Source organism: Caballeronia sp. AZ10_KS36, assembly GCF_023631105.1.
Taxonomy (GTDB): Bacteria; Pseudomonadota; Gammaproteobacteria; order Burkholderiales; family Burkholderiaceae; genus Caballeronia.
In genome coordinates this window covers 254,831-280,666 of sequence record NZ_JALQDQ010000025.1, presented here as the reverse complement: position 1 = coordinate 280,666, position 25,836 = coordinate 254,831, and the positions used below count along the sequence as shown (strand labels likewise).

The following is a 25,836-nucleotide window of genomic DNA, read 5'->3' as shown; positions in this document are numbered from 1 at the left end:
GGCGCAGGGGCTTCGTTGCCGCGCCCGGATGCTTTCTGTATCGTGGACCGTTGAATGCTGGCAACGCAGGACAGCCGGCACAACGGAAGACGACTACATGAACGCATCGGGCAGCACCATTCAGACGGATGTATTGATCATCGGCGCCGGGCCCGTGGGCCTTTTCGCCGCATTCGAGGCGGGCGTCCTCGGGCTCTCGTGTCATATCGTGGATGCGCTCGGGCGTATCGGCGGCCAATGCATCGAGCTGTATCCCGACAAGCCGATCTACGACATCCCCGCGATTCCGTCGTGTACCGCGCGGGAACTGGTCGACCGGCTCCTCACGCAGATTCGCCCGTTCGACGTGCCGATTCATCTGGACCAGCGCGTGCAGTCCGTCGAGCAGCGTGAAGATCAACGCTGGACGGTGCGCACAGAACAAGGCATGACCTTCGATGTCGCCGCCATTCTGATCGCGGCGGGCAACGGCGCGTTCGTGCCGCAGCGTTTGCAATTGCCGGAAGCGGCGGCGCTCGAAGGACGCGACGTGCTCTACAGCGTCGCGCGCATCGCGGATTTTCAGGACCGCGAGGTCGTGATCGCGGGCGGCGGCGATTCCGCGCTGGATTGGGCGAACGCGCTTTCGGGCGTCGCGCGCAAGCTCACGCTCGTGCATCGGCGCAACGGCTTTTCGGCGGCGGCGGCCTCGGTCGCGGCGATGAAGGCGAAGGTCGAGGCGGGCGCGATGAACTTCGTCGTCGGCATGATCGATTCGCTCGACGCGCCCGATGGCGCGCTGCGCGGCGTGCGCATCAAGCATGTCGAAGGCACGACGGATATCGCGGCGGACAAGCTCATCGTGCTGTATGGACTGGTCGCGGATCTCGGGCCGATTGCCGGCTGGAATCTCGACGTGCGCGGCGGGCGCATCGAAGTCGATACGTCGAACTACGAATCGTCGCGGCCGGGCATTTTCGCGGTCGGCGATATCGCGAACTATCCGAACAAGCAGAAGCTGATTCTCTCGGGCTTTCACGAAGCGTCGCTCGCGTTGCGCAAAGCCTATGCATACGCGTATCCGGACAAGAAGCGCACGCACATCCATTCGAGCTACGACGCGAAGCTCGCCGAGCGCGTGCAGGCCAGTGCAACGGACGCCTCGCATCCCGCGGGCTGACGGCAAGCGCGCCGGAACGCGGAGAGCAGGGTGATCGGGCGAATCATCCGCTGGCTGTTGCTGCTTGCGTTCGTCGCGGCGCTGGTGCTCGCGTACGGCGTGTACACGCGACGCATCGCCGTGCCGGAACGCTACGATCCGTTCGCGCCGCTCGACGTGCGCGCGCCGCGCGGCCCGCTGACCGATTTCAAGCTCTGGCGCACGACCCGCGACCCGCAACTGTGCGATGCCGCGCTCGCGCAATCGGGCCTTCAGTATCGGCCGATGGCGGACACGTCCGGGCCGGGCGGCTGCGAACTCACGAACGTCGTGCGCGTCACGCAATCGGACGACGTGCGCTTCAGCGCGCCGTTTCTCGCGACCTGTCCGCTCGCGCTCGGCCTCGCGTTCTTCGAGCATCAGTATCTTCAGCCCGCCGCCATCGACATTTTCGGCGAGCGCGTGACGCGCATCGAGCATGTCGGCAGCTACGCGTGCCGCAACGTGAATCATCAGAAGGACGCGGGGCTGAGTCAGCATGCGAGCGCCAACGCCATCGACCTGACCGGCTTCGTGCTCGCGAACGGCCGGCGCATCACGCTCGCGCGCTGGGAGGACACCGCGTCGCCCGATGCCGCGTTTCTGCGCCGCATTCACGACGGCGCGTGCCGTTCGTTCGACACCACGCTTGGGCCCGACTACAACGCGCTGCACAAGACGCACTTTCACGTCGACATGGGCCCGTATCGCATCTGCCGCTAATGCACGCGCGAGTCGGATTCCAACGTGAGGTTCGCTAGAATCGGAATGAACGCGGCGTGCGTCATGCGATGCGCGCCGTCCGCATTTCATCTCCTACCGGAAGGAAAGCGCGCATGACGAATCAAGCGGCCCCGATACAGGAACCCTACGAACGACGCGCCTTGCTGTTGCATCTCGGCGATGTGCTGGAGACGGTGTTTTGCCTGAGCCAATGCGCCGACGAGTACGCGAGCATTTGCGACGCGGTGCGCGGCAACGACGCGCTCGCGGGCTTCACGCTGCTCGGTTTCATCGACGCGCGCATGACGCCGCGCGAGTTCATCCGGCGCGCATCGGGCGCGTTCTTCCTTTGGCCGAAGGCGCTGCTCGACGAATCGCTGAATCGTCCGATGCTCGCGAACACCGTCAAGCACGATCTCTTCGAGAACAATGCGACCGGATGGCGCGCGTATGTGGAAGAGAGGCGCGGCGATGTGCCGTGGTTCGGCGAGGGCCTGCCCGAGACGGCCGAAAGCGCGGCGCCCGCGCATGCGGCCCGCGAGGACGCGCCGAAGCAAAACAGCGAGACGCAAAAGCCGTCTCGCTATCTCACGTGGCCGTGGCCGAACAAGTCGGCGTGACCGCCGCTCGCGTATTGCAAACGATCAGGGCTTCTTGCCCATGCTGCCCGCGTCCGTATCGAAGCCAAGGCCGTTAGGACGCTTCGGCGGCGGCGCTTTTCCCGCCGACGTCTTGCCCGGCTGCGTTCTCAGCACGCCGCTCGCGTTCTCGGCCGCGACGGCCGGCGGCGTGACGTTCTGTTCCCGATAGGCGGGCGTGCTGTCTTTATCGAGCCGGCTCGGTTTCGTCTGGTTCGGCTGCGTGTCCTGCTGACCGCTCGGGTGTCCCTCCGGCCTCGACGTCGGATTCTGCGCGTTCGCCGCGAATGCGAACGTCGCACCTGCCAGCATCGCCGCCAGCCGAGCGGCTGCCCCAAAAGTGGGTCTCATCTCGTTCTCCCAATGTTCTGTCCTTTGCTTCGTTAAAAGCAAGCAGCGGACCCGGCCGCTTTCCTTGTCGATGCGCAAGGTGTCGCGTCGCGGGATAAGCACACGCTGAAATCCGTTGTTCGCCGTCAAAGAGACGCGCGCCGCTCGCCGGGACAATCGAGCTTTCAACCGGGAATGCGAAAAATGAGAACGAAACTTCGGGCGATGCTGCTGGCAAGCGCGGCTGTCTTTGCAGGGACGGCATATGCCAGTGATGAAACGATGACCGGCATTCACGCGGGCGACGTGCTCGTGCGCTTGCGGGCGATCAGCATACAGCCGCAGGTGTCGGCGGGCGGAACGCTCGGCTCGCTCGGCGTCGATGTGAACAACGCGCTCGTGCCGGAACTCGACTTCACCTACATGATCCGCGATGAGATCGGCGTCGAGCTGATTCTCGCGACATCGCGGCATCAGGTGACATCGAACATCGGCGGACTGGGCGGCGTCGGCGTGCTCCCGCCCACGATCCTGCTGCAATATCACTTCAACCATCAAGGCCATGTGCGGCCGTACGTCGGCGCGGGACTGAACTACACGTACTTCTACAACGACAAGCTGAAGGCCGGCGATACGCCCGTGTCCATCAAGCGCAGCAGCTTCGGTCCGGCGTTGCAGGCGGGCGTGGATGTGGACGTCGGGAAGAACGTGTTCATCAACGCGGACGTGAAGAAGATCTGGATGCGCACGAGCGCGTCGGCGGGCGGGGCGGATCTGGGGTCGCTGAAGATCGATCCATGGGTGCTCGGCGTGGGCGTCGGCATGAAGTTCTGACGCGGCGGCAGGGCGCGCCCGATGCGGAATTTGGCGGAAGATGCCGGTGCTTCTGGCGTGGCGCGGTGCGTGGGCGCGGTATCCTTGACAGCAGGCCCGGCGCAGACTCGCGGCCATACGCGCGAGCGACGCGGTGGCGAGCGAACTGCAACGACTAAAAACACCGCATCGGGGAACGCAGTCAATGAAACCTTCACATCTCGCGGGAATCGCCTTGCTCGTCGGCTCTTGCCCCGCACTCGCGCAGCAGCCGATGACCTTGCCCGGCCGCAGCCAGAGCGCGGGACAACAGGCCGTGGACAACGCCGCCTGCTATGCGTACGCCAATCAGACGACGAAGGTCAACATGGCCCGCGAGTCGCAGGCGGCGCCGAAACAGAGCACAGCCGACACGCGCACGATAAGCCCGCCGCGTGCCGTCGAACCGCCGCTGCCGCCGACCGCATCGGGCGCGCTCGCGGCATCGGCTGCGTCGCCGGCTTCGGGGGCATCGGCCGCCGTGGCCGCGTCCGGGGCATCGGCGGCAGTGGTCGCGGGCGCATCGGCGCCGCGTGGCGCGTCGGCGGCGAAGCCCGCGTCCGGCGCCGCAGGCACAGGCGTGGCAGGTGTTCCGGCGATGCCGGGCACGGCGAGCGGCGCATCGGATGCGCTCTATAGCGGCGACATGAAGATGCCGCCGCTTCCGCCGCCCGAGCCGCCGATGGTCCGCTACTGGCGCGCGTACGGCGAGTGCATGCAAAACCGCGGATACTTCGTGCGATGAGCGCCTGAGCGCGCTCAAGCTTCGTCGCGAGATTGCGGCGAGGCAGGCAACGCCGGGAGCGATGCATGAGCCGCCATTTCATTCACGAAGGACATTGCGCGTGCGGCGCGGTTCGGGTGCGCGTGTTCGCGGAGCCGAAAGAGGTCAATCTCTGCCACTGCATGACGTGCCGCCGCATCCACGGCGCGCCGTTCGGCGTGTACGCGATCTTCGCGCGCGACGCGGTGGAGGTTTTCGGCGACACCATCGCGTGGGAAAGCTCCGCGACGGGCCGCCGCCATCACTGTCCGGCGTGCGGTTCGCCGGTCTATCTCGCGTTCGATGGCGTGCCGGAGATCGAAGTGCCGACCGGCATCTTCGACGAAATTGGGCTGTATCCGCCCGAGTATGAGATCTGGTGCGATACCGCCGAGCCGTGGCACGATGCTCAGGGCAGGGCGCGTTATGTGCGCAGCCGGCCTCAATAGCAGCGAGGCAGTCCACAAGCGAGTTGACGCCGTCCGTTTCAGCGCAAACGGCGCGCCCTGAGTAGCGGGCAATACTTCAAGATCGATGTGACGACGGCCGCCTTGAGACTCAGCGGCAACGAAGATGCGCGGGCACGAACGCCAAGGCCGGCCGCGTTACGTGCGCAGCCGACCTCAGGAGCAGCTCGGCAGGCCACGATCGAGTTGACGCTGTCCGCTTCGGTACAAACGGCGCCGCCTCAGTAGCGGGCAATACTTCAAGATCGATGTGACGACGCCCGCCTTGAGCTTCAGCGGCAACCAAGATGCGCGGGCACGAACGCCAAGGCCGCCCGCGTTACGTTGGCAACTGCCTCAGTAGCAGCGCCGCAGCACAATCAAATCGACGCCATGCGCCTCAGCACGAACGGCGCGGCACGACCGGTAGGGCCGGTTGCTTTTAGCAGCAGAGCAACGCGTCCCGTTCGATGTGACGACGCCCGCCTGGCACAGCGCGGGCGCAACCGCGCAGACCGGCCGCGCTACGTGCGCAGTCAGCCAGATCAGCGCCTCAACACTCCACGATCGCCTTCACGACGCCCGCCTTCGGGTCCAGCAACGATGAAAACTGCGCGGGCACATCGTTGAGCGCCATGCGATGCGTGTTGAGCGCATCCGTCGGCACGTCGCCTCGGCGCATCGCGGCGAGCACCGTCTCGAAGTCCTCGGGCGTCGCATTGCGGCTCGCGAGCAGCGTCGCCTCGCGCTTGTGAAACTCGGGATCGGCGAAGGAAATGCGGTCCGGCACGATCGACACGAGCACGTACTTGCCGCCATGCGCGATGAACTCGAAGCCGCGCTCCATCGCGCGCGAATTGCCGGTTGCATCGAACACCACGTCGAAGAACTCGCCGTTCGTCAGTTGCGACAACTCCTCCTTGTCGCGCTCGCCGATCTGCACGGTGGCGTTCACTTTCAGTTCGCGCTTGCAGAACGCGAGGCGGTCTTCGCGCGTGTCGAGCGCGGTGACGTTCGCGCCGCGCAGCCGCGAGAACGTGATCGCCGCCATGCCTATCGGTCCGGTGCCGACCACCAGCACGCGCTGGCCCGGCTGGACGTCGGCGCGGCGCACGGCATGCGCGCCGATCGCGAGAAATTCGACCATCGCCGCCTGATCGAGCGTGACGCCTTCGGCCTTATGGACGAATTGCGCGGGCAGATTCAGATATTCCGTGAACGCGCCGTCGCGATGCACGCCGAGCACCTGAATGTTCACGCAGCAGTTGGTCTTGCCCTGACGGCACGCGATGCACTTGCCGCACGACAGATACGGCATCACATAGACGGTATCGCCCGCTTTGAGGCCGCTGACGGCGTCGGCTTCCTCGATCACGCCGGACAACTCGTGGCCCATCACGCGCGGATACGACAGATACGGCTGATTCCCGGTGAAGATGTGCAGGTCCGTGCCGCACACGCCGACGCGCTTTACGCGCAGCAGCACTTCGTTCTCGGCGCGCTGCGGCTTCGCGCGTTCTTCGGCCTTGAGGGTGCCGGGGGTTTCGCAGATGACGGTCAGCATCGTGTCTCTCGTTCGAGTAAGGTGGGGCAGCGCATCAATCTATCGGCGCGCCGCCGTTTGGTCAAGCCAATTCCGAAATCGACGAAGTGGTAAGGCCGGTGCATCGGTGGGCATTTCGCCTTATATTTTCAAGATACCGCACCGGCAACTACCGCGCGTTTTCTTGCGCACCAAGGACAGCACGTGCTTTCACTTCATGACTTTGTCGAGCGGCATCCGCGGCTCTTCGTACTTTCCGGCGCGGGCATCAGCACCGAGTCCGGCATTCCCTGTTATCGCGATCGCGAAGGCCAGCGTACCGGCCGCGCGCCGATTCTCCTCAAAGACTTTCTCGACTCCGATTACGCGCGGCGGCGCTATTGGGCGCGCAGTCTGATCGGCTGGCCGGTGGTGGCGAGCGCGCGGCCCAACGCGGCGCATCACGCGGTGCGGGCACTCGCGGCGCGCTCGCGCGTGCATCGGCTGGTGACGCAGAACGTCGATGGACTGCACACGCGCGCCGGAAACCCGGACGTGATCGAACTGCACGGGAACATCGGCCGCGTGCGCTGCATGGACTGCGGCGCGCGGCACGAGCGGGCCGACGTGCAACGCCTGCTCGAAGCGGCGAATCCCGACTTCGTGGGCTACACGGCGCCCGCCGTGCCGGACGGCGACGCGCTGATCGAAGACCTGGACTTCGGCGCGTTCGACGTGCCGGGCTGCACGCGTTGCGGCGGGCTGCTCAAACCGGACGTGGTCTTCTTCGGCGAAGGCGTGCCGCGCGAGACCGTGCAGGACGCGGCGAGCGCGCTCGACGGCGCGGACGCGATGCTCGTCATCGGCTCGTCGCTGATGGTCTATTCCGGCTACCGCTTCTGCGAGTGGGCCGCGAAAAGCGGCAAGCCGATCGCGGCGATCAACATCGGCAAGACGCGCGCCGATGCGCTGCTCGCGCTGAAGGTGGAAGCGCCGTGCTCCGAGGCGCTGGGCGAACTGATCGCGCGGCTCGACGCGCGATCGGCGGGCAGCGAGGCCGCGCCCGCCTAGGCTTGCCTTATTCGACAACACCCTGAGCGCTTGGGCCTGCCGCTCGGCAGCCGAACTTTGCTAGAACAGCGCGGGCCGCGTTGCGGTGAAGATGTCGAACCTTCGCTACCCGCGCGAACGTGGAAGCGTCGTGCTCCGTCCGGGGCGCTGACAATCAGCGAGGCCGCGCCTACCTAGCTTGCCTAGCTTCTTGCCTCGCGCGACAAAACGCCGAGCGCGTCGGCGAGCCGCTTCGCATCCGACATCCGCGAGAAGAGCGCGGGCGTCACGCGCACGACGTCGCCCGCGTCGGGGCCGGGCCGCGTCACGGTGAAGATGCCGAAGCGCTCGCGCAGCGCATCGCACGTCGTCCGGGCGCTTTGACCGTCGAGCCGGAAAGCGGTGATGCCGACCGCCATCGACGGATCATCCGGCGTCAGGATGCGCACCCCCGGCAGCGCGCGCGCCGGTTTCACCCACGAATCGCGCAACGCTCGCAGACGCGCTTCCTTCGCGTGCGCGCCGATGCGCGCGTGCAACTCCAGCGCGGCCGGCACGGTGAGCCACGCGGCGAAGTTCGGCGAGCCGGTATGCACGCGCGAGCGGATGTCGTCGGCGGGCCAGGTGCGGTCGCCGAGATACGGATCGATGCTGCTCAGGTGCCCGCGGCGGATGTAGATCGCGCCGCAGCCGAGCGGCGCGCCGATCCACTTGTGCAAATTCAGCGCGGCGAATGGCACGTCGAGCGCCGGCACGTCGAAGTCGAGCGCGCCCCATGAATGCGCGGCATCGGCGATCACGTCCGCGCCTGCTTCTTTCGCCAGCGCCGACAGTTCCGCGACCGGCATCACGAGGCCGGTGGCGAAGCAGACGTGCGAGAGCAGCACGAGCCGCGTTCGCGGATGCGCGCGCAGTGCTTCGGCGTAGGTTTCGATGACCGCGCGGCGGAAATCTTCGCCCGCGCGCGGTTCGGGAATCGTGATCCGCACCGGCGTCACGCCGCGCCGCTCGCGCAGCCATTCCATCGCGTCCTTGCCGCACGGGTAGTCGAGGTCGCTGTAAAGCACCGTGTCGCCCGGCGACAGGCGGTTATAGCCGCTGATGAGCGCGAGCAGCGCCTCCGTCGCGTTGCGCGTCAGCTCAATTTCCTCCACGCCGCAGCCCATCGCCGCCGCGACGCGCTCGCGCAGGCCGTCGTGGATCGCGCCCCAATGCGGGCGCACGAGCGTCGTCGTTTCGTAATTCAGGCGGTCGATCCAATGATGGAACACCGACTTCACCGGCTCGGCCATCGCGCCCCAGTAGCCGTTCTCCAGATTGACGACCGCATCCGTCTGCCGGTAGAGCCCGCGCACGGCGTTCCAGTACGTCTCGTCGGCGGCGACGTCGGCGGACGAGCCGGGCGTGGGCGGCAGCGCGCGCAGGGCGGCGTCGAATTCGGGCGTACGGATGTCGAGCGGATCGGTCATGAGCGGATCGGGTGAGAAAAGGCGTCAGTATCGCCCATCGCGCGGCCGATATTCCATGAACAGAGCATCGACGATTCGCCGGTCCAGCCCTTCAGACGAGCGCCCGCCGCGCCGTAATAAAGCCGAGGCACGACGCGACGCAAGCCAAGAGCGTGAGCGCGATGCATACAACGATTTTCCGGACCTGAGAGAGCCCAAGCGTGAACTTCCGCAACGTCACCATCAAGAACAAACTCATTGCCGGCTTCGGACTGCTCGCCGTGCTGCTCGTGCTGGTCGCGGGCATGTCGCTGCGGGCCCTGTCAACGGCGACCGACGGCTTCGCGCATTACGTGCACGGCATCAACGCGCGCGCCGACGTGGCCGCGCAGGTCCGCGCCGCCGTGGACCGCCGCGCCATCGCAGCGCGCAATCTGGTGCTGGTCACGAAGCCCGCTGATGTCGAAGTGGAGAAAGCCGACGTCGAGCGCGCGCACGCGGACGTGCAGGCGCGCCTCAAGCAGTTGCAGGACATGCTCGCCTCCGCAAGCGACGCCAGCGACAAGGCGCGCAGCCTCGTCGGCGAGATGACGCGCGTCGAGGCGCTGTACGGGCCGGTCGCGACCGCCATCGAAGGGCTCGCGCTGGCGGGCCGTCACGACGAGGCCGTCGTGAAGCTCGACGAGGATTGCCGCCCGTTGCTCGCGCGCCTCGTGAAGGCCACCGAAGACTACGCGACTTACACCAACGTGCGCCGCGACGAAATGGTGCGCGAATTCGAGGCGAACTATCGGACGCAGCGCAACCTTTTGCTCGCGCTGTGCGTGTTCGGCGGGCTGTTCGCCGTGATCGCGGGCATCGCCGTGACGCGCTCCATTACCGCGCCAATCGCGGAAGCGGTCGGGATCGCGCAGACCGTGGCGCGCGGCGATCTGCGCAGCCGGATCGTCGCCGAGACGAAGGACGAAACCGGCGATCTGCTGCGCGCGCTTGCCGACATGAACGCACGCCTGACCGATACCGTCAGCCTCGTGCGCGAAAGCGGCGGGGCAGTCGGCAGTGCGGCGAAGGAACTCGCGATGGGCAATACCGACCTGAGCCAGCGCACCGAAGAACAGGCGGCCTCCCTCCAGGAGACGGCGGCGAGCATGGAAGAGCTGACGTCCACGGTCCGCCAGAACGCGGACAACGCGCAGCAGGCGAGCTCGCTGGCATCGAATGCGTCGGAAGTCGCGCGCAAGGGCAATGATGTCGTCGGCCGCGTCGTGTCGACGATGCAGGGCATCAGCGACAGCTCGGCCCGCATCGCGGAGATCACCGGGATGATCGAGGGCATCGCGTTTCAGACGAATATCCTGGCGCTCAACGCGGCGGTCGAGGCGGCCCGCGCGGGCGAGCAGGGACGCGGCTTCGCGGTGGTCGCAACGGAAGTGCGCAGCCTGGCGCAGCGGTCGGCGACGGCGGCGAAGGAGATCAAGGAATTGATCGCGGAGTCGGTCGACAAGGTGCGCGACGGCTCGGCGCTCGCGGGGGAAGCCGGCTCGACGATGAGCGAAGTCACGCAGGCTGTCGCGCGCGTGACGGACATCATGGAGGAAATCGCGGCGGCGTCGGGGGAGCAGGGACGCGGCATCGAGCAGATCAATCAGGCCATCACGCAAATGGACGAAGTGACGCAGCAGAACGCGTCGCTCGTGGAGGAAGCGGCGGCCGCGTCGCATGCGCTCGAGGAGCAGGGGCGCAAGCTGAACGAGGCGATGGCGTTTTTCAGCGTGGAGGCGGGCGGTTCCGCTGTTGCGGCGCCTGCGCCGGTCGTCGCGCGCAAGGCAACGCGGCCCGCGCCGGTGCGCAAGGAAGTGGCGAGCGTGGCTGCGGATGGCAGCGGGTGGAGCACGTTCTAGACGCGGATTGACGCGTCGCAAGTCGCTGTGCGGTGCGCTCCGCGTTCGCATCGACGATTGCGCGCCGGTCGGTCTCGCCGCGAAGCAGACATCAGGCGCGTTAGGCGCGTCGGCGGGTCCGCGACGCGGTTGGCAGTCCACGCCACGCCGCGCTCCACGTTTGCAACGACGAATGAAGCTCGCTCGTGCGCATTCGGCGCGTCGGCGAGCGATATTTCGATCGCGGGGGGGCGTCGGCAGCACGGATTGCGAGTCACGCTCGATGGTCAGGAGGAACTAACCGGCGAAAGTCGCCGTCGACACCCCCGCCGCGCTCACGCATTCACATCCACGATGACCCGCCCCTTGACCTCACCGCGCAGCAAACTCGCCGCGCTTTCCGGCGTATCGGCGAGCGAAATCGTGCTCGCGACGCGCTCCATCGTCTCGACAGGCACGTCCGCAGCAATCGCGTTCCACGCCGCGATGCGCCGCTCCCTCGGCACGTAGACGCTATCCACGCCGAGCAGCGCGACGCCGCGCAGAATGAACGGCGCGACCGTCGCCGGGAATTCCATGCCCTGCGCGAGCCCGCACGCGGCGACCGCGCCGCCGTATCGCAAGCTCGCGCAGACGTTGGCGAGCGTGTGGCTGCCGACGCAATCCACCGCCGCCGCGAACCGCTCTTTCTGCAACGGCTTGCCCGGCGCGGACAACGTCTGCCTGTCGACGATATCCGCCGCGCCGAGTTCGCGAAGCCGCGCCGCTTCCTCGGGCCGGCCCGTCGATGCCAAGACGCGATAGCCGCGCTTCGCAAGAATCGCGACCGCGAAGCTGCCGACGCCGCCGTTCGCGCCGGTCACGAGCACGTCGCCGTCGCCGGGCGCGACGCCGTGCTGCTCCAGCGCCTGCACGCAGAGCATCGCCGTGTAGCCGGCCGTGCCCACGGCCATCGCCTGACGCGTCGTGATGCCCGCGGCGAGCGGAATCAGATGCCCGGCCGGCACGCGCGCCTTCTGCGCGAGGCCGCCCCAGTGCGTCTCGCCCGCGCCCCAGCCGTTCATCACGACGAGGTCGCCCGGCTTGTAATCCGCGTGCGTGCTCTCCTCGACGACGCCCGCGAAGTCGATGCCGGGCACCATCGGAAAGGTGCGCACGACCGGTCCCTTGCCCGTGATCGCGAGCGCGTCCTTGTAATTGAGTGTCGAATACTCGATGCGCACGAGCACGTCGCCCGGCGGCAAACGCGACTCGTCGATTGACTCAATGGACGCAACCGTGCGGTCGTCCTGTTTGTCGAGCAGCAGCGCGTTGAACATAGGAGTTCCGTCGAACGTAGGAGGGATGCAGCGGCCACCGCGCCGCTGCGTCATTCAATCACCAGGTCAGTGATGTTCGAATTCGGCGCGCGGCGCCGGCGTCGCCTTCACCTTCGAGTACTGGAATTCGGGCAGCGCCTTGATGGCGTCCTTGGTCGCGCCCGGCAGCACGAGCTTGCCGTTCTTCACGTCGATCTGCTCGATCGGAATCGCCACGTCGTGGCGCGACACGCCGAGGAACTGATTGGCCGCGATGATCGCGAACGAGACCGAACGGTCAGGTGCGACGATGATGTCGTGGATCACGCCGACGCGCGCGCCTTCGTCATTGACGACAGGCTTGTTCAGAATCGACTTCTTGACGCTCCATCCGTCGATGATCGCGGTGGAGACCTGGACGGACACGCCGAGCGGCTGCGCGCCCGCGACCTGCGCGAACGAAGGGGTGGAAACGAGCGTGGAAGCAAGGCCGATGGCCGACGAAGCGAAGAGCGATGCCACGAGTTTCAAGTTCATATCGATTCCTCAAAAGATTTGGCAAACGGTTCTGCGAATAAGCGCAATGGAAAGCGCGGTAGCAGTTTGACCGTTTACCGGGGCTTTTGCATGAATCGCGTCGCCACCGTTAGCCGTCAGTGCGATATGTGCTTGAGCGCATTGCCTTTGTGGACCGCGCGCTTGCCGCTCTTGTCGCTTTCGACCTCGTAGTGGGGATCGTCTTTGGACGCGTTGACGGTGTGACCGTCGAGCGTGGTGCGCTCGGAAATGACGCGCACCACGCGGCCCGTGGTTTCGCCCTGCGGCGTATTCCAGCTCACGTGGTCGTGGACTTTCAGCGATCGGCTCATGTCGGGCTCCGTTGAAGGTGACATGGGCAAGCTGCAACGGCCATGCCTGTCGCCCAAATCAGCGCAGGCGCATGAGCGTCGCTTCGTCCGGGTGGCCGTCGAAATGGCGGCGCAGCGTTTCGTCGAAGATCGGCTCGTCGGGCGCGGCGCGCGCGAAAAGCGTCATCGACGAATGGAATTTCATGTGGTCCGGATAGCCGAAAATGTCCTCGACGCTGCGCCCCTCGACGCGATTGACGATGCGCGTCAGCTCGACGAGCCGCGCGCCCAGCACCGGATGCGCGAGATACGCCTGCGCCTCGGCAAGCGACTGAATCGCGTAACGCTGCGCCATCGGGCTGTGCCCGAGCCCGGCGATCTGCGGAAACACGAACCACATCCAATGCGTGCGTTTGCGGCCAGCCAAGAGCTCGGCGCGCGCTTCATCGATGACGCTTTCCTGCGCACTCACGAAGCGTTGCAGGTTGAACGGATCGCCCATCGATCGTCTTTCTCCCGTTGAACGTCACGCGACGGCTTCCTGGATGCGTCGTTTCAGCGCCGCATCCGGATAGACGCCGATGCCCGCGTGAACGTTGTCGATCATGTACTCGCGGCGGCCCGTGCCCGGAATGACGCACGTGACCGCCGGATTGCCCAGCACGAATTTCAGCAGAAGCTGTGCCCAGCTCGCGCAGCCCAGTTCCGCCGCGAATGGCGGCAGCGGCTTGCCGCGCAGTTCGGCCAGCAGCGACCCGCCGCCGAACGGCTGATTGACGATCACCGCGACGCCACGGTCTGCCGCGAGCGGCAGCAGGCGCGCTTCGGCGTCGCGGTCGTTGGCGGCGTAATTGATCTGCACGAAGTCGACGCGCTCGGCGCGCAACACGGCTTCGACCTGCGGGAACGCGCCCGACGTGTAGTGCGTGATGCCGATATAACGCACGCGCCCGGCGGCTTTCCAGTCGCGCAGGGTGGCAAGCTGCGTGCGCCAGTCGAGGAGATTGTGGATCTGCATCAGGTCGATGCGGGGCGCGGCAAGGCGCTGCATCGACTGCTCCATTTGCGCGATGCCTTCCTCGCGGCCCTCGGTCCAGACCTTGGTCGCGATGAACGCCTTGTCGCGCGCGTGCAGTTCGGTGAGCAGCGCGCCGGCGACGGCTTCGGAGCTGCCGTACATCGGCGACGAATCGATGACCGAGCCGCCTGCGGCGAACAGCACGCGCAGCACGTCGGCGAGTTCGCGGCGGCGGGCGGCGTCGTTGCCGACATCGAAGGTGCGCCAGGTGCCGCATCCGACGACGGGCAACGCTTCGCCCGTCGAGGGAATCGGGCGCTTGTGAATCGGCTCGATGGCCGCGTCCGCGGCGAATGCGCGAGCGGCGGGCAGGGCGAGCGCGGCGGCCGCAGTCGCAGTCGCGCGCAGGAAATCGCGCCGGGCGGGCGGGCGGCGCGTGTCGCGAGGCTTCATGGCTATGACTCCCGCTTTCGTTGTGCAGGTGCCACAGAATAAACCGCGCGGCGTGGACCCGCGCGCTACTTCTTTCTCGCTTCCTCCAGACACGCGGCGAGCTTTTCGAAGTAGGCGAGCGCCTTGGCGGTCGGCACCACCGATTTCGTGCGCAAGTCCGCGCCGGTTTCATCCAGCGTGACGAGACCTTGCTGTTTGAGGCGCGTGAGCTTGCGGTGCACGGTGGCGGGCGCGCCGGCGACCGACAGCGCCATCGTTTCCGTGACCGTCAGTGTGCGGCCCGCATGCCAGGCCGCCGTCAGCGCTTCGAGAAGGCGCTCCTCGGCGGCGTCGAGCTTCGGCACGGACGGCAGCGCCTGTACGGCTTGGGCAAGATTCAGAAAGCGAAAGTAAGCGTCGACGAGCGGTTTCTTCGTCATGGTCATGCGCTTGCTCCAGCACCGAGGGAATTTGAAATCGTAGTGCAGTGAATCATACTTGTCTGCGTCCGGCGCTCCGCCACAAAAAAACTTATCAAGCTGATAAGCAACTGCTATGATGCGAAATAATCGAGTTGGCAATGAATCGCTGAATATGGCTGATTGCTACGCGAGAACCTGAGAGAGATGAGAAAAGCAGTGAAATAGGCGCCGCCTGGCATCGAAGCCGGGCGGCGTCATCCTCGGCCGGTTCACGAGTCGCCCAACCGCCGCCGCAACGGCGCGAGTGTCACCATCACCCATAACGCCAGTTTGATTGCATAAATCACGATCAGACTGCCGGACAAATCTCCCACCACCATGACCACGAAGCGCTTGCCCGCGCCCGCGGCTTCGCCGTGCATGGCGAGCCAGATCTGATGCAGTGCGGGACTGGCAATCGAATACAGCAGGATCAGCAGAAGAAGGCGCTTCGCCGTCAGATTCGATAAGGACGTGCGCAATCCGAGCGCGCCGGTCGCGAACAGATAGATGAGATAAGGCGCGAGCGCCGAAATGGTCCCGTAGAAAAGCGACCGCACCGGATCGTGCGGGAAATACAGAAAAACGCAACTGACCCAGGCAGCGCACAGCATGCCGATTGCGCCGGCTTCCCCGAACAACAGCGTACACAGCAAGCGCATGCCCGCGGGCAGATAAATCCAGTTAGCGCCGGGCACGTACTCGGAATGCGGAAACAGTAATTCATTCGCGACAAGCGTGATGAGAAAGAGCGCGGCCGTGCCCGCGATAATCGGAAGGCGTTGACGAAGATAGTCCATGAGACGTGGTAACGGTAAAGCGGCGCGAGCGTGAAGCCTTTGACTCGCGGCGCGGCTGAACCCGCGCAAATCGCAAATAAGCAGCGTTATTTTATTGATCGAATTTCACATCAACGTGCCTATCATTCAGGTCGGCACCTTTTATTACAGTGAAAGAAGCAGTCGATCTGGCATCGTGCGCTGTCATTGGCTCTCCTTCAGAAAATGCACGTTCAATCCGACGCCCAACTTCCGGTCAACATCGACAGCGTTCGCGCGTTGCGCATGGCAGGGCGGGCGCCCGAAGCGCAAGCCATGCTGCGCGAGATCGCGTCGCAGCCTGATGCCGGCGGCGTGTGGGCGGGACAGATGGGCGTCGACATGAGCTATCTCGGCCTGTTCGCCGAAGCGGAAGCGTGGCTGAGGCGCGGCCTTCACTACCCGATGTCGGACGTGTTCCGTTACCGGCTTACCGAAGAGCTGATCATGGTTCTGTTGAGCCGCGGCAACTATCACGAGGCGCACGAACTGCACCGCGCGAATCGCGACACCGGGCGCGCGGAAGCGCTCCTCGACACCTTGTTCTGCGGCGACAGGCCGTGGATCGAGCGGCTCAAGCCGAAGATGCTGGGCATGGACGAGCCCGTCGCCGGCAAGTCGATTCTTTTGCTCGTGGAAGGCGGTTTCGGCGATTTCGTGCTCTTCTCGCGCTATGTCGATGCTCTGTTGCGCGAAGGCGCGCGCGAGGTGGTCATCGAGATGTTCGACTTCTGGCGCGACGCCGTGCGGCCGAGAGAGGGCGTGCGCCTGTCGGTTCCGACGGTCGAAGCGCGCACGGTGGAAGCGCAACGCTGCCACCGCGCCGCCACCGTGTTCCATTTGTGGGCGCGCTATCAGCCTTCGCCTTACGCGCCGCAAGCCGATCCGTCGGCGCTGATCGGCCTCGATGCTGCCAAGGACCTGCCGCCCGAGGCGAACGCGCTCTTGCACGCGGACGGCCCGCGCCCGAAAGTCGGGCTGATCTGGCGCAGCGCGAGCAGTGCGCGCCACGAGCCGTATCGTTCGATGCAGCCGGGCGACCTCGCCAGCCTGCTCGCCGATACGACGTGCCGTTTCTACTCGCTGCAAGTGGGCGAACCCGGCGAGGCCGAGCGCGCGCTGATGCAGGCGCACGGCGTCGTCGACATGGCGCCGTATCTGCACACCTTCGGCGCGACCGCCCGCGCGTTCGAGGCGCTCGATCTGATCATTTCGGTCGATAGCGGTCCGGCGCATCTCGCCGCCGCGCTGAATCGCCCGGTGTGGGTGCTGCTTGCGCAGGCCTGCGATTGCCGCTGGTACGACTGCGCACGCTTCACGCCGTGGTATCCGTCGATGCGTCTCTATCGACAGACGCAACTCGGCGACTGGTCGCATCCGCTCGCGGAACTGCGCGCGGCTCTGAACCGCTTCGCTCCATCGAAAAAGGCTTACGGCTTGCGCAACGCCTGAGCGCGCCGAAAGCCGCGGAAGCGTTCGCGTCGGTGCTCTTCGTCGAAATGTGCGCGCGCCGGCTTCACGAGATCGCTGCGCGAGACGATGCCGACGAGCCGCATCGACTGCTTGTCCGCCACGACCGCCAGGCGTTCCAGGTCATGCACGGCGAGGCGCGTGGCCGCTAGACGACACGGTTCGCCGGGCAGCGCGACGGCGGGCGCAGCTTCGTTCTTCTGCGCGAGCGCGTCGCCGACCGTAACGGCGCCCGCCTGCGACGCCTCGCCGAGCGCGGCCAATGCCGCGCGATCCAGCATGCCGACGAGCGCGCCGTCGCGCACCACCGGATACGCGCGGTGCGCCTGCTGCGGCCCGAAATGCCGCGCGAGGACGTCGGCGAGCGGCGTCGCGGCGTCGATGGTGTTCACGTCGAGCGTCATCACTTCGTCGACGTGGTGACGCTCAAGCGGATCCACCCCGTATTCGCGATAGATGTGATAGCCGCGCCGGGCGATCTTCTCCGTCATGATCGAGCGGCGCATCACCACGGTGGCGAAGCCGTGCGCGACGAGCGTGGCCGCCAGCAGCGGCAGGAGCGCATTGCTGTCGTGCGTGAGGCCGAACGCGAAGACGATGGCGGTGAGCGGCGCGCCGAGTGTCGCGCCGAGCGTCGCGGCCATGCAGATGAGCGGCCAGAGCGCGGTGTCGTGGCCCGGCAGGACCGCGCCGAGCACGGTGCCGAGGCCCGCGCCGAGCATCAAGAGCGGCGCGAGCACGCCGCCCGACGTGCCGGACGCGAGCGCCACGACCCAGATCACCGCCTTCACGGCCAGAATCGCGAGCGCCACCTGGATGGCGAGGTGTTGATGCAGCAGATCGCCGATCACGTCATAGCCGACGCCCAGCGCGCGCGGCTCCAGATATCCGCCGATGCCGACCACGACGCCGCCGATCGCCGGCCACCACATCCAATGCAGCGGGAGCTTGCCGAACGCATCTTCGAGCTTGTAGAGCGCCGCCGACAATCCCGACGCGAGCACGCCCGACAACAGCCCCGCGACGAGGCACGACAGCAGCGAGATCATCTGCGGCGGCTGCGTCTGCATCGGGAAAAGCGCGCCGGTGCCGAACACGAACGCCCGCGCGAAGCCGGCCACGGCGCATGCGAGCGCCACGGGCAGAAAACTGCGCGGCCGCCATTCGAAGAGCAGCAGTTCCACGGCAAGCAGGACGGCCGCGACCGGCGTGCCGAACACGGCGGTCATGCCCGCCGCCGCGCCCGCCACGAGCAGCGTCTTGCGCTCGGCGGCCGTCACGTCGATGCACTGCGCGATCAGCGAGCCGAGCGCGCCGCCCGTCATGATGATCGGGCCTTCCGCGCCGAACGGCCCGCCGCTGCCGATCACGATGCCCGAGGACAGCGGCTTCAGCACCGCCACCTTCGGCGACATGCGGCTCTTGCCGAAGAGAATCGCTTCGATCGCTTCGGGAATGCCGTGGCCGCGAATCTTCTCGGAGCCGAAGCGCGCCATCAGCCCGACGATCAGCCCGCCGATCACCGGGATCACGATGACCCACGGCCCCAGCGTATTGAGCGCGGGCGACCGGTCCTCGATGGAGAACGTCTGAAAGAAAAACAGATTCGTGAAGAGATGAATGAGCGCGAGCAGCACGACCGCCGCGAGCGTGCTGATGCCGCCGATGACCGCCGCGAGCCCGCAGATGCGCAGCAGCCGGTCGTTCACGGAAAAGTCGCGCTTATGATGATTCATGCCCGTCACTCCAGAAGACTCCGCGAGACTCAAAGATCGATTTGCGGGACGCGGAACGCGCCGTCGAGCGATTTCAGCTCCGCGCGATGCAGCGCCGCGAGGCGCGCGAGCACCTGCTCGCCGCGCGCTTCGAGATGCACTTGCACTTGCCGCCGATCCTCCGCGCTCTGCTCGCGCCGCACGAGCCCGAGCGCTTCGCAGCGCGTGACGAGCGCCACGACGCCGTGATGATGCGACTGCAATCGCTCGGCCAGTTCGCCGACCGTCGCCCACGCGCGGCCCGGAAAGCCTTTGATATGCAGAAGCAGCAGATATTGCAGCGGCGTGATGCCTTCTTCTTGCGCGGCGCGCTCGGAAAAACGCTCGAAGCGGCGCATCTGATAGCGGAATTCGGAAAGCTGCTCGAAGTCCGGCTTGGTGAGGGTGCGTGCGGATTTCATCGTTTATTCAGGCGCTCTTGCGCTCGCTCGCGAAGCTCTGGCGATACAGGCCCGAGATCAGATCGGTTTCGGTGATCATGCCGAGCAGGCGCTCGTTGTTGTCGATCACCGGAATGTGGTGGTGCCCGAAGTCGGCGAACATCGGCACGAGTTCCGCAATGGGCGTGCGCGAGTCGACCGTGCAGACATCGGTGGTCATCAGCGAGCCGACGCGCGCCGGCGCTTGCGACGGGCCGCGCATGATGCGCTCGACCGCCCGCGCGAACGCATCGCGCGGCGCGGACCGGTGCGCGGGCGCGAGGTCCGCTCGCGTGACGATGCCGCGCACGCGCCGCGTCATGTCGATCACGGGCAGCGCCTTCACGCGATGCCGGGCGAGCAGCGCGAGCGCCTCGTCGACCGTGGTGTCGGGCGTCACGGACACCACGCCGCGCGACATGATGTCCGCGCAACGGAATTCGGTGAAGCGGCGCGCGTAAGCCTGCAACTGCGTTTCGCGCAGCAGCGCTTCGAGATCGTCCGGATCGACGTCGAGCATTTCGCTGCGGCGCGCGAGCACGGCTTCGAGATCGGCGCGCGTGAAGGCCGCGCCGTCCGGCGCTTTCGGCGACGCCTGCGCGACGTGCGGATAACGGTGCCCCGTCAGCGCGTGATAGACGATGGCCGAGCACAGCAGCGCCGCCGACTGGATGGCCACCGGCGCGAGCACGAAGCCGTAGCCGAGCGCGTGGATCGACGGGCCGCCGAGCACCGCGGTCAGCGCCACCGCGCCCGAAGGCGGATGCACGCAGCGCAGCGCGAACATCCCGCAGATGGCGAGCGCGATGGCGAGCGCGGCGGCATCGACGGGATCGTGGATCAGCGCGGCGCACGTCACGCCGACGATCGCCGACACGAGATTACCGCCGATGATCGACCACGGTTGGGCGAGCGGACTCGCGGGCACGGCGAAGAGCAGCACGGCGGAAGCGCCCATCGGCGCGATCAGAAACGGAATCGCCGAGGTATCGCCGACGAGCAGGCGCGCGATGCCGCCCGTCAGCGCAATGCCGATGAGCGCGCCCGCGCCCGCGCGCAGCCGTTCGGTCCATCTGAGCGTGACGGGAGCGGGGAGGAAGCCATGTAACCAGCGTAAGAGGACGGTGCGCGACACGTTTTAAGCGACGAGTTCTTGTGAGAGGGTCAATGAATCGCGCGTCGGGAACGCGGCGAAGCGTGAAATTATATCGCAACGTGATACAAATTGTCGCGGCGACGCCGGCTCGGGTACGATGGACGTACGCGCGTTTCCTCGTGAGCCGAACATGAGCCGGTTCTTTATGCGAATCCCGTACGAATTGGCTTTGTGCCTGGTCGCGATCGGCGCTTGGGCCGCGCCGGCGCCGGACGCCGACGAGCCGTCCACCGTCGTGAGCGACGTCCACGAGTTCGTCGTCGCGGACGACGGCTCGGTCAGCGAGGACGACCGCACCGTGCTGCGCGCGAACACGGCGGCGGGCGTCGACGAGATCGCGCAGCGTTACGTGTGGTACGACCGCAGCGTGTCGAAAGTGGAGATCGTGGAGGCGTATTCCGTCGATGCGAACGGCGCGCGCCACGACGTCTCGCCCGATCAGATCCGCGATATTCAGGAGCCGCGCTCGGCGGGCGCGCCCACGTTTCAAGACGCGAAGCTGCGCGCGGTGATCTTTCCGGCTGTGGGCGTCGGCTCGACGGTGCACCTGCATTCGCGCAAGAGCCAGGCGAGCCCGGTCATTCCCGGCCAGTTCGGCTATTACGTCGAGCCGGGACAGCGGCCGGTGCTGGACCAGCAACTCGTTTTCGATCTTCCCGCGACGAAGCCGCTCTACGCCGATACGCGCGGCTATGTCGCGCGTGCGCCTGTCACCGCAAACGGCCGCACGCGCTACGTGTTCGATTACCGTCGCGAGCGGATTGCGCGCATCGAGAGCGGCTCCGTGGGCTATGCGCAATACGGCGACCGGCTGATGGTGTCCACGTTTCCCGACTACGCGAGCTTCGCGGCGAGCTATCGCTTATCCGCCGTCGATGCGAGCGCGAGCGATCCAGCCGTACGGGCGCTTGCAGAGGCGCTGACCGCCAACGACGCCGACGCCCGCGCGAAAGCCCGGACGCTCTACGACTGGGTGCGCCGCAACATTCGCTACGTGGCGATGTTCATCGGGCAGAGTCCGGCCGTGCCGCATCGCGTGACGGACGTGCTCGCGAACCGATACGGCGACTGCAAGGACCACGTCGCGCTGTACGGCGCGCTGCTCGACGCGGTAGGCATTCGCAACGAGCCCGCGTTGATCGCCCTCGGTTCGGTCTACTCGCTGCCTTCGGTGCCGGGCTACGGCGCGGGCGCGATCAATCACATCATCACGTACCTTCCGGACTTCGCGATGTTCGCGGACAGCACGGCGTCGAGCGTCGAGTTCGGCTTCTTGCCGCTGGCGGATATGGACCGGCCGACGCTGCTCGTCGATAGCGGCGCGCTCGCTCGCACGCCCGCGACGCAGCAGTTGTCGCGCACCGCGCGGCTTCAGATCGATGTCGCGCCGCAAGGCGAGGCGACGTTCGCATATTGGGTGCAGGACGCGGGATGGAGCGCCGAGCTCGAGCGCATGAACCTGCGGCTCGCGAGCGCGCAGCGGCGCGACCAGATCGCCGCGGACCGACTGCGTTTCACGAACTTGCGCGGCGCGGGCGCGTTGACCACGACCGACGTCGATGCCACCAGCGGCCCGTTCGCGACGACGCTGCGCGGCACGCTCGACGACGTCGTCTGGCCGACCGGCACGACCGCCTTGCCCGCGCTCACGAGCCTGTCGGGCGGCATCGCCACGCAGACGCGCAACTGGCTCGCGGAGCGCTCACGCACGCAGCCGTATTTGTGCGTGGGCGGCGCATACGACGAGGTATCGCAGATCGCGCTGCCGAAGACCATGCGAGTCGCCGAAGTGCCCGACGATCTGGAACTGACGAGCGGCTTTTTTCGCTATCGCTCGCGCTATGTGTTCGATGAAGCGAGCAATGTGATCCAGGTATCGCGCACGCTGGATGCGCGCTTCGGCAAGCAGGTCTGTTCGCCGGAAGATTTCGAGGCATCGTTGCCGGCGCTTCGCAAGATCGAGCGCGATACGCAGGCGCAAATCATCGTCAAGGTATCGGCGCAGTGAGAGCGGTCACTGCGTGTCGCGCGCCACGCGAAAGCCGTTTTGCGATTGACGAACGCTCGCGCTGTACTTGAAGCGCGTGGCCGATTGCATGTAGTCGCCGCCTTCGCGCCACGAACCGCCGCGAATCACGCGCACCGAACAGGAGGGCTCGTCCCACACGCGGCCATCGACGGGCGCGCCCTTGTATGAGCTATGCCAGCAGTCGGCGACCCATTCCCACACGCTGCCGTTCATATCGGAGAGGCCATACCCGTTCGGCGCGAACGACCCCACGGGCACCGGCGCATCCGCGCGATACGGCTCGCCGCAGTCCTTGCAGTCGGCCGTGCCTCTTTTCATCTGGTCGCCCCACCAGAACGTGCTTTGCGTGCCGCCGCGCGCGGCGAACTCCCATTCCGCTTCGCTCGGCAGACGATACGGCTTGCCGCCCTTGCAGCCCTAACTGACGCTGCACAGCCAACGAAATGGGCCGCAGAGCGCTGGGCCGGCCACAACATATCGGGCTAGCTGAAGCATCGCGTGCCTCGTTCAAGCCCGCAAAAGCAAGGCTGCGCAACGGAGGCTCGCAGCTTGCGCCGAGCAATGCCTCGCTTTGACACGGGCGACGTGCTGCCGCTACCTACGCTTGGCACGACCGCCCGCGTCCGTTGTGGCGTACGATGGGGCAGTCATGGTACTTTTTGCGTCCGTGAACCAACTCGTACATTTTCGAGGTATTGTCGATGACCCAGCCGCAATCCGCTGACCTTTCCACGGCCGCCGGCGCGATCCCCGATTCCGAAACCGGGAACAACCCGCTCGGCATTGCGGGGCTGGAATTCGTGGAGTTTTCGAGCCCGGACCCGCAGGGCCTTGCCGCGCTGTTCGAACGGCTAGGCTTCGTGCCGGTAGCGCAGCATGTCAGCAAGGCAGTGACGCTCTATCGTCAGGCCAGCATGAATTTCCTGCTGAACGCCGAGCCCGATTCCTTCGCCACGCGTTTCGCAGAGACACATGGCGTCGGCATTGCGGCCATCGGCATTCGCGTGGTGAACGCGCAAATCGCTCATGAACGCGCGGTGGACTACGGCGCGTGGGACTTCGAGGGCGAGAAGATCGGCCCTAACGAACTGGCCATTCCCGCTATTCAGGGTATCGGCGATTCGCATATCTATTTCGTCGATCACTGGCCCGGCAAGAACAGCGGCGAAGCCTCGATCTACGACATCGACTTTCGGCCGCTCGATCAGGCGCCCACTGAACTCGGCGGTACGGGACTGCTCGAAGTGGATCACTTCACGCAAACCGTCGGCGCGGGGCGCATTCAGGAGTGGCTCGACTTCTACAGGGAAGTGCTGCATTTCGAAGAGATTCACGAGGTTCATCCGGACTGGCACGTGTCGCAAGATTCGGCTGTCACGGTTTCGCCCTGCGGTTCCATTCGCATTCCCGTGTACGAAGAGGGCACGTATCGCACGGACCTCATGCAGCAGTATCTGCCGGACCATGAAGGCGAGGGCGTGCAGCATATCGCGCTTGCGTCGTCGGACATCTTTGCTTCTGTCGATGCGCTGCGCGCACGCGGAGTACGCTTTCTCACGCCGCCGCCGCGCTATTACGACGAGATCGACGCGCGTTTGCCAGGACATGGCCTCGATATCGAGCAACTGCGTACACGCGGCATCCTCGTCGACGGCGAGATACTTCCGGACGGCACGCCGCAACTCTTTCTCCAAACGTTTCTCGAACGCCGGCCCGGCGACATGTTCTTCGAGATCGTCGAGAGACGCGGGCATCATGGCTTCGGCGAAGGCAATCTGGATGCGATAGCAAAGGCGCAACGCTGACGGCGCGCGCCTTCGGCTTGTTTGTGATCACCGCACGACGATGGTTCCCGTCATATGCGGATGCAACGAGCAGAAGTACGTGTACGTGCCCGGCCGATCGAACACATGCGAGAAGGTGTCGCCGTTATCGAGCGGGTCCGATTTGAACGACTTCGTTTCATCGACGACTGTATGCAGAATGTCGTCGCGATTGACCCACGTCACCTTCGTTCCCGCCGCGACCGTGAGCGTCGGCTGGCTGAACGCGAAGTTGTCGATGGTGATGGTCAGCGCGGCCACCGCTGCGACTTTTTGCGCTGGCTCTTCGGCGCAAGCCGAGGGCATCAGGCCGAAAAGTCCCTTGACGACGATCGCGACCGCAAGCTGACGCATGCAACGTCCTGCGAAAGATGCATTCATGCGCGTGCTCCTTCGAGTGACGTATCGACGATGGCCAACTGTTCGCGTCCCGGTATGTGCGTGACGGCTCGCAGGCCCAGCATGGACCGCAACTGTTCGGCGTCGACTTTCATGGGTCCCGGACCGGCTGCCGAACCGGGTGCAGGTTGAGGAAAAGCAGTCGACATCGCGGAATAGAATCGCATGTCGCCTTCCACTTTTTGCGCGACCTGATGGACGTGTCCGTTCAACACAGTCACGGAACCGAAGCGCTTCAGAAGCGCGAGCGCCTGCGCGCTGTCGTCGGTGCCCCAGCCCCATTGCGGGTAGAGCGCCCAAAGCGGAATATGCGCGAAGACGACAATCGGCGTGCTGCTGGTTCTTGCCTGCAAGTCCTGTTTGAGCCACGCGAGTTGTGCGTCGCCGAGAAAGCCGAGGCCGCCGCCCTTCAGATCGAGGACATTCGTCAGGCCGATGAAATGGACACCGCCTTCATCGAAGCTATACCAGTGACGCGCGCCGCCTTTGCCATACTGGTCCGCGAAGCCCGCAAAAAACGGATCGCCGTTTTCGACGAGCACGTCATGCTCGCCGGGCACGTAATGCACCGGCATGCCGGCATCGTTGATGATCTGCGTGGCAGTGTCGAATTGGGCGGGCTTGGAAAGGTGCGTGATATCGCCTGTGTGAATCATGAATGCGGGCCGCTGCGGCATCGCGCGAACATGACAGATGGCTTCCTGAAGCGTGCCTGTCGGCTCCGTATTCGGATCTTTGTTGAATCCGATATGACTATCGCTGATTTGCACGAAACTGAACGAGCGCGTGGTTTCAGCCGCATGAACCGACGAAATTAGTTGCGAGCGGGGCACGCCGCCGCTCATTGTCCAGAGCACGCCCGCACCGGCCCACGCCATGCACGAGAGCGCCGTGCGCCGGCGTTTTCCGTGATCGTCGAGTTCGGACTGAAAAGATAAGGGAGTGAGTTCGGTTTGCACGGCGGCTCCTTGATGAAATGACGTATCCAGCGTCCATCGAACCGGTGCAGCACCTCCGATATTCCCGCCTAGAAGTTTTTTGCCCTCGGTCGAAATACGAAG

27 protein-coding genes are annotated in these 25,836 nt (G+C 65.8%); 11 read left to right on the top strand and 16 right to left on the bottom strand.

The window, feature by feature from the left end; all coding sequences use genetic code 11:
- Positions 1 to 97 precede the first annotated feature (97 nt).
- From NCR35_RS16705 to NCR35_RS16695, 3 genes are all read left to right on the top strand, one after another.
- Entirely contained in the window at positions 98 to 1,159 is a 1,062-nt protein-coding gene (locus tag NCR35_RS16705; RefSeq protein WP_250535232.1) for an NAD(P)/FAD-dependent oxidoreductase, read from the top strand.
- A gap of 30 nt (positions 1,160 to 1,189) precedes the next feature.
- A complete protein-coding gene (locus tag NCR35_RS16700) occupies positions 1,190 to 1,900 on the top strand; it encodes an extensin-like domain-containing protein (RefSeq protein WP_250535231.1) in 711 nt (236 codons plus the stop codon).
- 113 nt (positions 1,901 to 2,013) lie between these two features.
- Positions 2,014 to 2,520 carry a hypothetical protein gene (locus NCR35_RS16695; protein ID WP_250535230.1) on the top strand — a complete coding sequence of 169 codons (507 nt, stop codon included), beginning with the start codon at positions 2,014 to 2,016 and terminating at the stop codon, positions 2,518 to 2,520.
- 24 nt (positions 2,521 to 2,544) lie between these two features.
- Here NCR35_RS16695 and NCR35_RS16690 read toward each other — a convergent pair whose 3' ends face one another.
- A complete protein-coding gene (locus NCR35_RS16690; RefSeq protein WP_250535229.1) occupies positions 2,545 to 2,889 on the bottom strand; it encodes a hypothetical protein in 345 nt (114 codons plus the stop codon).
- 183 nt (positions 2,890 to 3,072) lie between these two features.
- On the opposite strand from NCR35_RS16690, the gene NCR35_RS16685 reads away from it, so the two are divergent.
- The 3 genes from NCR35_RS16685 to NCR35_RS16675 all read left to right on the top strand — a co-directional run bounded on the left by NCR35_RS16685 (position 3,073) and on the right by NCR35_RS16675 (position 4,932).
- Positions 3,073 to 3,702 (top strand): OmpW/AlkL family protein, encoded by a 630-nt coding sequence (locus NCR35_RS16685; RefSeq protein WP_250535228.1) that lies wholly within the window; start codon positions 3,073 to 3,075, stop codon positions 3,700 to 3,702.
- Between the two features lie 184 nt (positions 3,703 to 3,886).
- A complete protein-coding gene (locus NCR35_RS16680) occupies positions 3,887 to 4,465 on the top strand; it encodes a hypothetical protein (RefSeq protein ID WP_250535227.1) in 579 nt (192 codons plus the stop codon).
- Between the two features lie 65 nt (positions 4,466 to 4,530).
- Complete coding sequence (locus NCR35_RS16675; protein ID WP_250535226.1) at positions 4,531 to 4,932, top strand: GFA family protein; 402 nt, start codon at positions 4,531 to 4,533, stop codon at positions 4,930 to 4,932.
- Between the two features lie 550 nt (positions 4,933 to 5,482).
- Here NCR35_RS16675 and NCR35_RS16670 read toward each other — a convergent pair.
- On the bottom strand, positions 5,483 to 6,493 hold the full coding sequence (locus tag NCR35_RS16670) for a zinc-binding alcohol dehydrogenase family protein (protein ID WP_250535225.1): 1,011 nt from the start codon (positions 6,491 to 6,493) through the stop codon (positions 5,483 to 5,485).
- Positions 6,494 to 6,595: 102 nt separating this feature from the next.
- Between NCR35_RS16670 and NCR35_RS16665 the strand changes: the two genes are divergently transcribed.
- Entirely contained in the window at positions 6,596 to 7,522 is a 927-nt protein-coding gene (locus tag NCR35_RS16665; RefSeq protein ID WP_350029212.1) for an NAD-dependent protein deacetylase, read from the top strand.
- Positions 7,523 to 7,704: 182 nt separating this feature from the next.
- Here NCR35_RS16665 and NCR35_RS16660 read toward each other — a convergent pair whose 3' ends face one another.
- Positions 7,705 to 8,970: an aminotransferase class V-fold PLP-dependent enzyme gene (locus NCR35_RS16660; protein ID WP_250535223.1), complete on the bottom strand. Its 1,266-nt coding sequence runs from the start codon at positions 8,968 to 8,970 to the stop codon at positions 7,705 to 7,707.
- A 200-nt stretch (positions 8,971 to 9,170) separates the two neighbouring features.
- Here NCR35_RS16660 and NCR35_RS16655 point away from each other — a divergent pair, with 200 nt between their 5' ends.
- Positions 9,171 to 10,850 (top strand): methyl-accepting chemotaxis protein, encoded by a 1,680-nt coding sequence (locus NCR35_RS16655; RefSeq protein ID WP_250535222.1) that lies wholly within the window; start codon positions 9,171 to 9,173, stop codon positions 10,848 to 10,850.
- A 314-nt stretch (positions 10,851 to 11,164) separates the two neighbouring features.
- Here the strand turns inward: NCR35_RS16655 and acuI are convergent, their stop codons facing one another.
- From acuI to NCR35_RS16620, 7 genes are all read right to left on the bottom strand, one after another.
- Entirely contained in the window at positions 11,165 to 12,148 is a 984-nt protein-coding gene (acuI, locus tag NCR35_RS16650; protein WP_250535221.1) for an acrylyl-CoA reductase (NADPH), read from the bottom strand.
- 66 nt (positions 12,149 to 12,214) lie between these two features.
- Positions 12,215 to 12,664 carry a PRC-barrel domain-containing protein gene (locus NCR35_RS16645; RefSeq protein ID WP_250535220.1) on the bottom strand — a complete coding sequence of 150 codons (450 nt, stop codon included), beginning with the start codon at positions 12,662 to 12,664 and terminating at the stop codon, positions 12,215 to 12,217.
- A gap of 116 nt (positions 12,665 to 12,780) precedes the next feature.
- Positions 12,781 to 12,996 carry a hypervirulence associated TUDOR domain-containing protein gene (locus NCR35_RS16640; RefSeq protein ID WP_159833678.1) on the bottom strand — a complete coding sequence of 72 codons (216 nt, stop codon included), beginning with the start codon at positions 12,994 to 12,996 and terminating at the stop codon, positions 12,781 to 12,783.
- 58 nt (positions 12,997 to 13,054) lie between these two features.
- A complete protein-coding gene (locus tag NCR35_RS16635; protein WP_250535219.1) occupies positions 13,055 to 13,477 on the bottom strand; it encodes a DUF1810 domain-containing protein in 423 nt (140 codons plus the stop codon).
- Positions 13,478 to 13,501: 24 nt separating this feature from the next.
- Entirely contained in the window at positions 13,502 to 14,446 is a 945-nt protein-coding gene (locus tag NCR35_RS16630; RefSeq protein ID WP_250535218.1) for an aldo/keto reductase, read from the bottom strand.
- Positions 14,447 to 14,511: 65 nt separating this feature from the next.
- Positions 14,512 to 14,871 carry a winged helix-turn-helix domain-containing protein gene (locus tag NCR35_RS16625; RefSeq protein ID WP_175941611.1) on the bottom strand — a complete coding sequence of 120 codons (360 nt, stop codon included), beginning with the start codon at positions 14,869 to 14,871 and terminating at the stop codon, positions 14,512 to 14,514.
- Between the two features lie 245 nt (positions 14,872 to 15,116).
- Entirely contained in the window at positions 15,117 to 15,686 is a 570-nt protein-coding gene (locus tag NCR35_RS16620; RefSeq protein ID WP_250535217.1) for a hypothetical protein, read from the bottom strand.
- Between the two features lie 204 nt (positions 15,687 to 15,890).
- On the opposite strand from NCR35_RS16620, the gene NCR35_RS16615 reads away from it, so the two are divergent.
- The gene (locus tag NCR35_RS16615) at positions 15,891 to 17,156 is read left to right on the top strand and encodes a glycosyltransferase family 9 protein (protein ID WP_250535216.1); all 1,266 of its coding nucleotides are present in this window, start codon (positions 15,891 to 15,893) and stop codon (positions 17,154 to 17,156) included.
- Here the strand turns inward: NCR35_RS16615 and NCR35_RS16610 are convergent.
- The 3 genes from NCR35_RS16610 to NCR35_RS16600 are packed head-to-tail and all read right to left on the bottom strand — an operon-like array spanning position 17,135 to position 20,503.
- The gene (locus tag NCR35_RS16610) at positions 17,135 to 18,910 is read right to left on the bottom strand and encodes a chloride channel protein (RefSeq protein ID WP_250535215.1); all 1,776 of its coding nucleotides are present in this window, start codon (positions 18,908 to 18,910) and stop codon (positions 17,135 to 17,137) included. The two genes, NCR35_RS16615 and NCR35_RS16610, sit on opposite strands and share 22 nt — an antisense overlap.
- A gap of 29 nt (positions 18,911 to 18,939) precedes the next feature.
- Entirely contained in the window at positions 18,940 to 19,350 is a 411-nt protein-coding gene (locus tag NCR35_RS16605; protein WP_250535214.1) for a MarR family winged helix-turn-helix transcriptional regulator, read from the bottom strand.
- Positions 19,351 to 19,357: 7 nt separating this feature from the next.
- Positions 19,358 to 20,503, bottom strand: coding sequence for an HPP family protein (locus tag NCR35_RS16600; RefSeq protein ID WP_250535213.1), 1,146 nt, complete (start codon positions 20,501 to 20,503; stop codon positions 19,358 to 19,360).
- Between the two features lie 151 nt (positions 20,504 to 20,654).
- Here NCR35_RS16600 and NCR35_RS16595 point away from each other — a divergent pair, with 151 nt between their 5' ends.
- Positions 20,655 to 22,532 carry a DUF3857 domain-containing transglutaminase family protein gene (locus NCR35_RS16595; RefSeq protein ID WP_250535212.1) on the top strand — a complete coding sequence of 626 codons (1,878 nt, stop codon included), beginning with the start codon at positions 20,655 to 20,657 and terminating at the stop codon, positions 22,530 to 22,532.
- A gap of 6 nt (positions 22,533 to 22,538) precedes the next feature.
- Here NCR35_RS16595 and NCR35_RS16590 read toward each other — a convergent pair whose 3' ends face one another.
- Entirely contained in the window at positions 22,539 to 22,943 is a 405-nt protein-coding gene (locus NCR35_RS16590) for a formylglycine-generating enzyme family protein (RefSeq protein WP_250535459.1), read from the bottom strand.
- Between the two features lie 311 nt (positions 22,944 to 23,254).
- Here NCR35_RS16590 and NCR35_RS16585 point away from each other — a divergent pair, with 311 nt between their 5' ends.
- Positions 23,255 to 24,358 (top strand): 4-hydroxyphenylpyruvate dioxygenase family protein, encoded by a 1,104-nt coding sequence (locus NCR35_RS16585; RefSeq protein WP_250535211.1) that lies wholly within the window; start codon positions 23,255 to 23,257, stop codon positions 24,356 to 24,358.
- 27 nt (positions 24,359 to 24,385) lie between these two features.
- Here NCR35_RS16585 and NCR35_RS16580 read toward each other — a convergent pair whose 3' ends face one another.
- On the bottom strand, positions 24,386 to 24,757 hold the full coding sequence (locus NCR35_RS16580; RefSeq protein ID WP_250535210.1) for a cupredoxin domain-containing protein: 372 nt from the start codon (positions 24,755 to 24,757) through the stop codon (positions 24,386 to 24,388).
- The gene (locus tag NCR35_RS16575; protein ID WP_250535458.1) at positions 24,754 to 25,653 is read right to left on the bottom strand and encodes a metallophosphoesterase family protein; all 900 of its coding nucleotides are present in this window, start codon (positions 25,651 to 25,653) and stop codon (positions 24,754 to 24,756) included. Before NCR35_RS16575 ends, NCR35_RS16580 begins: the two co-directional genes overlap by 4 nt.
- Positions 25,654 to 25,836: the final 183 nt, after the last annotated feature.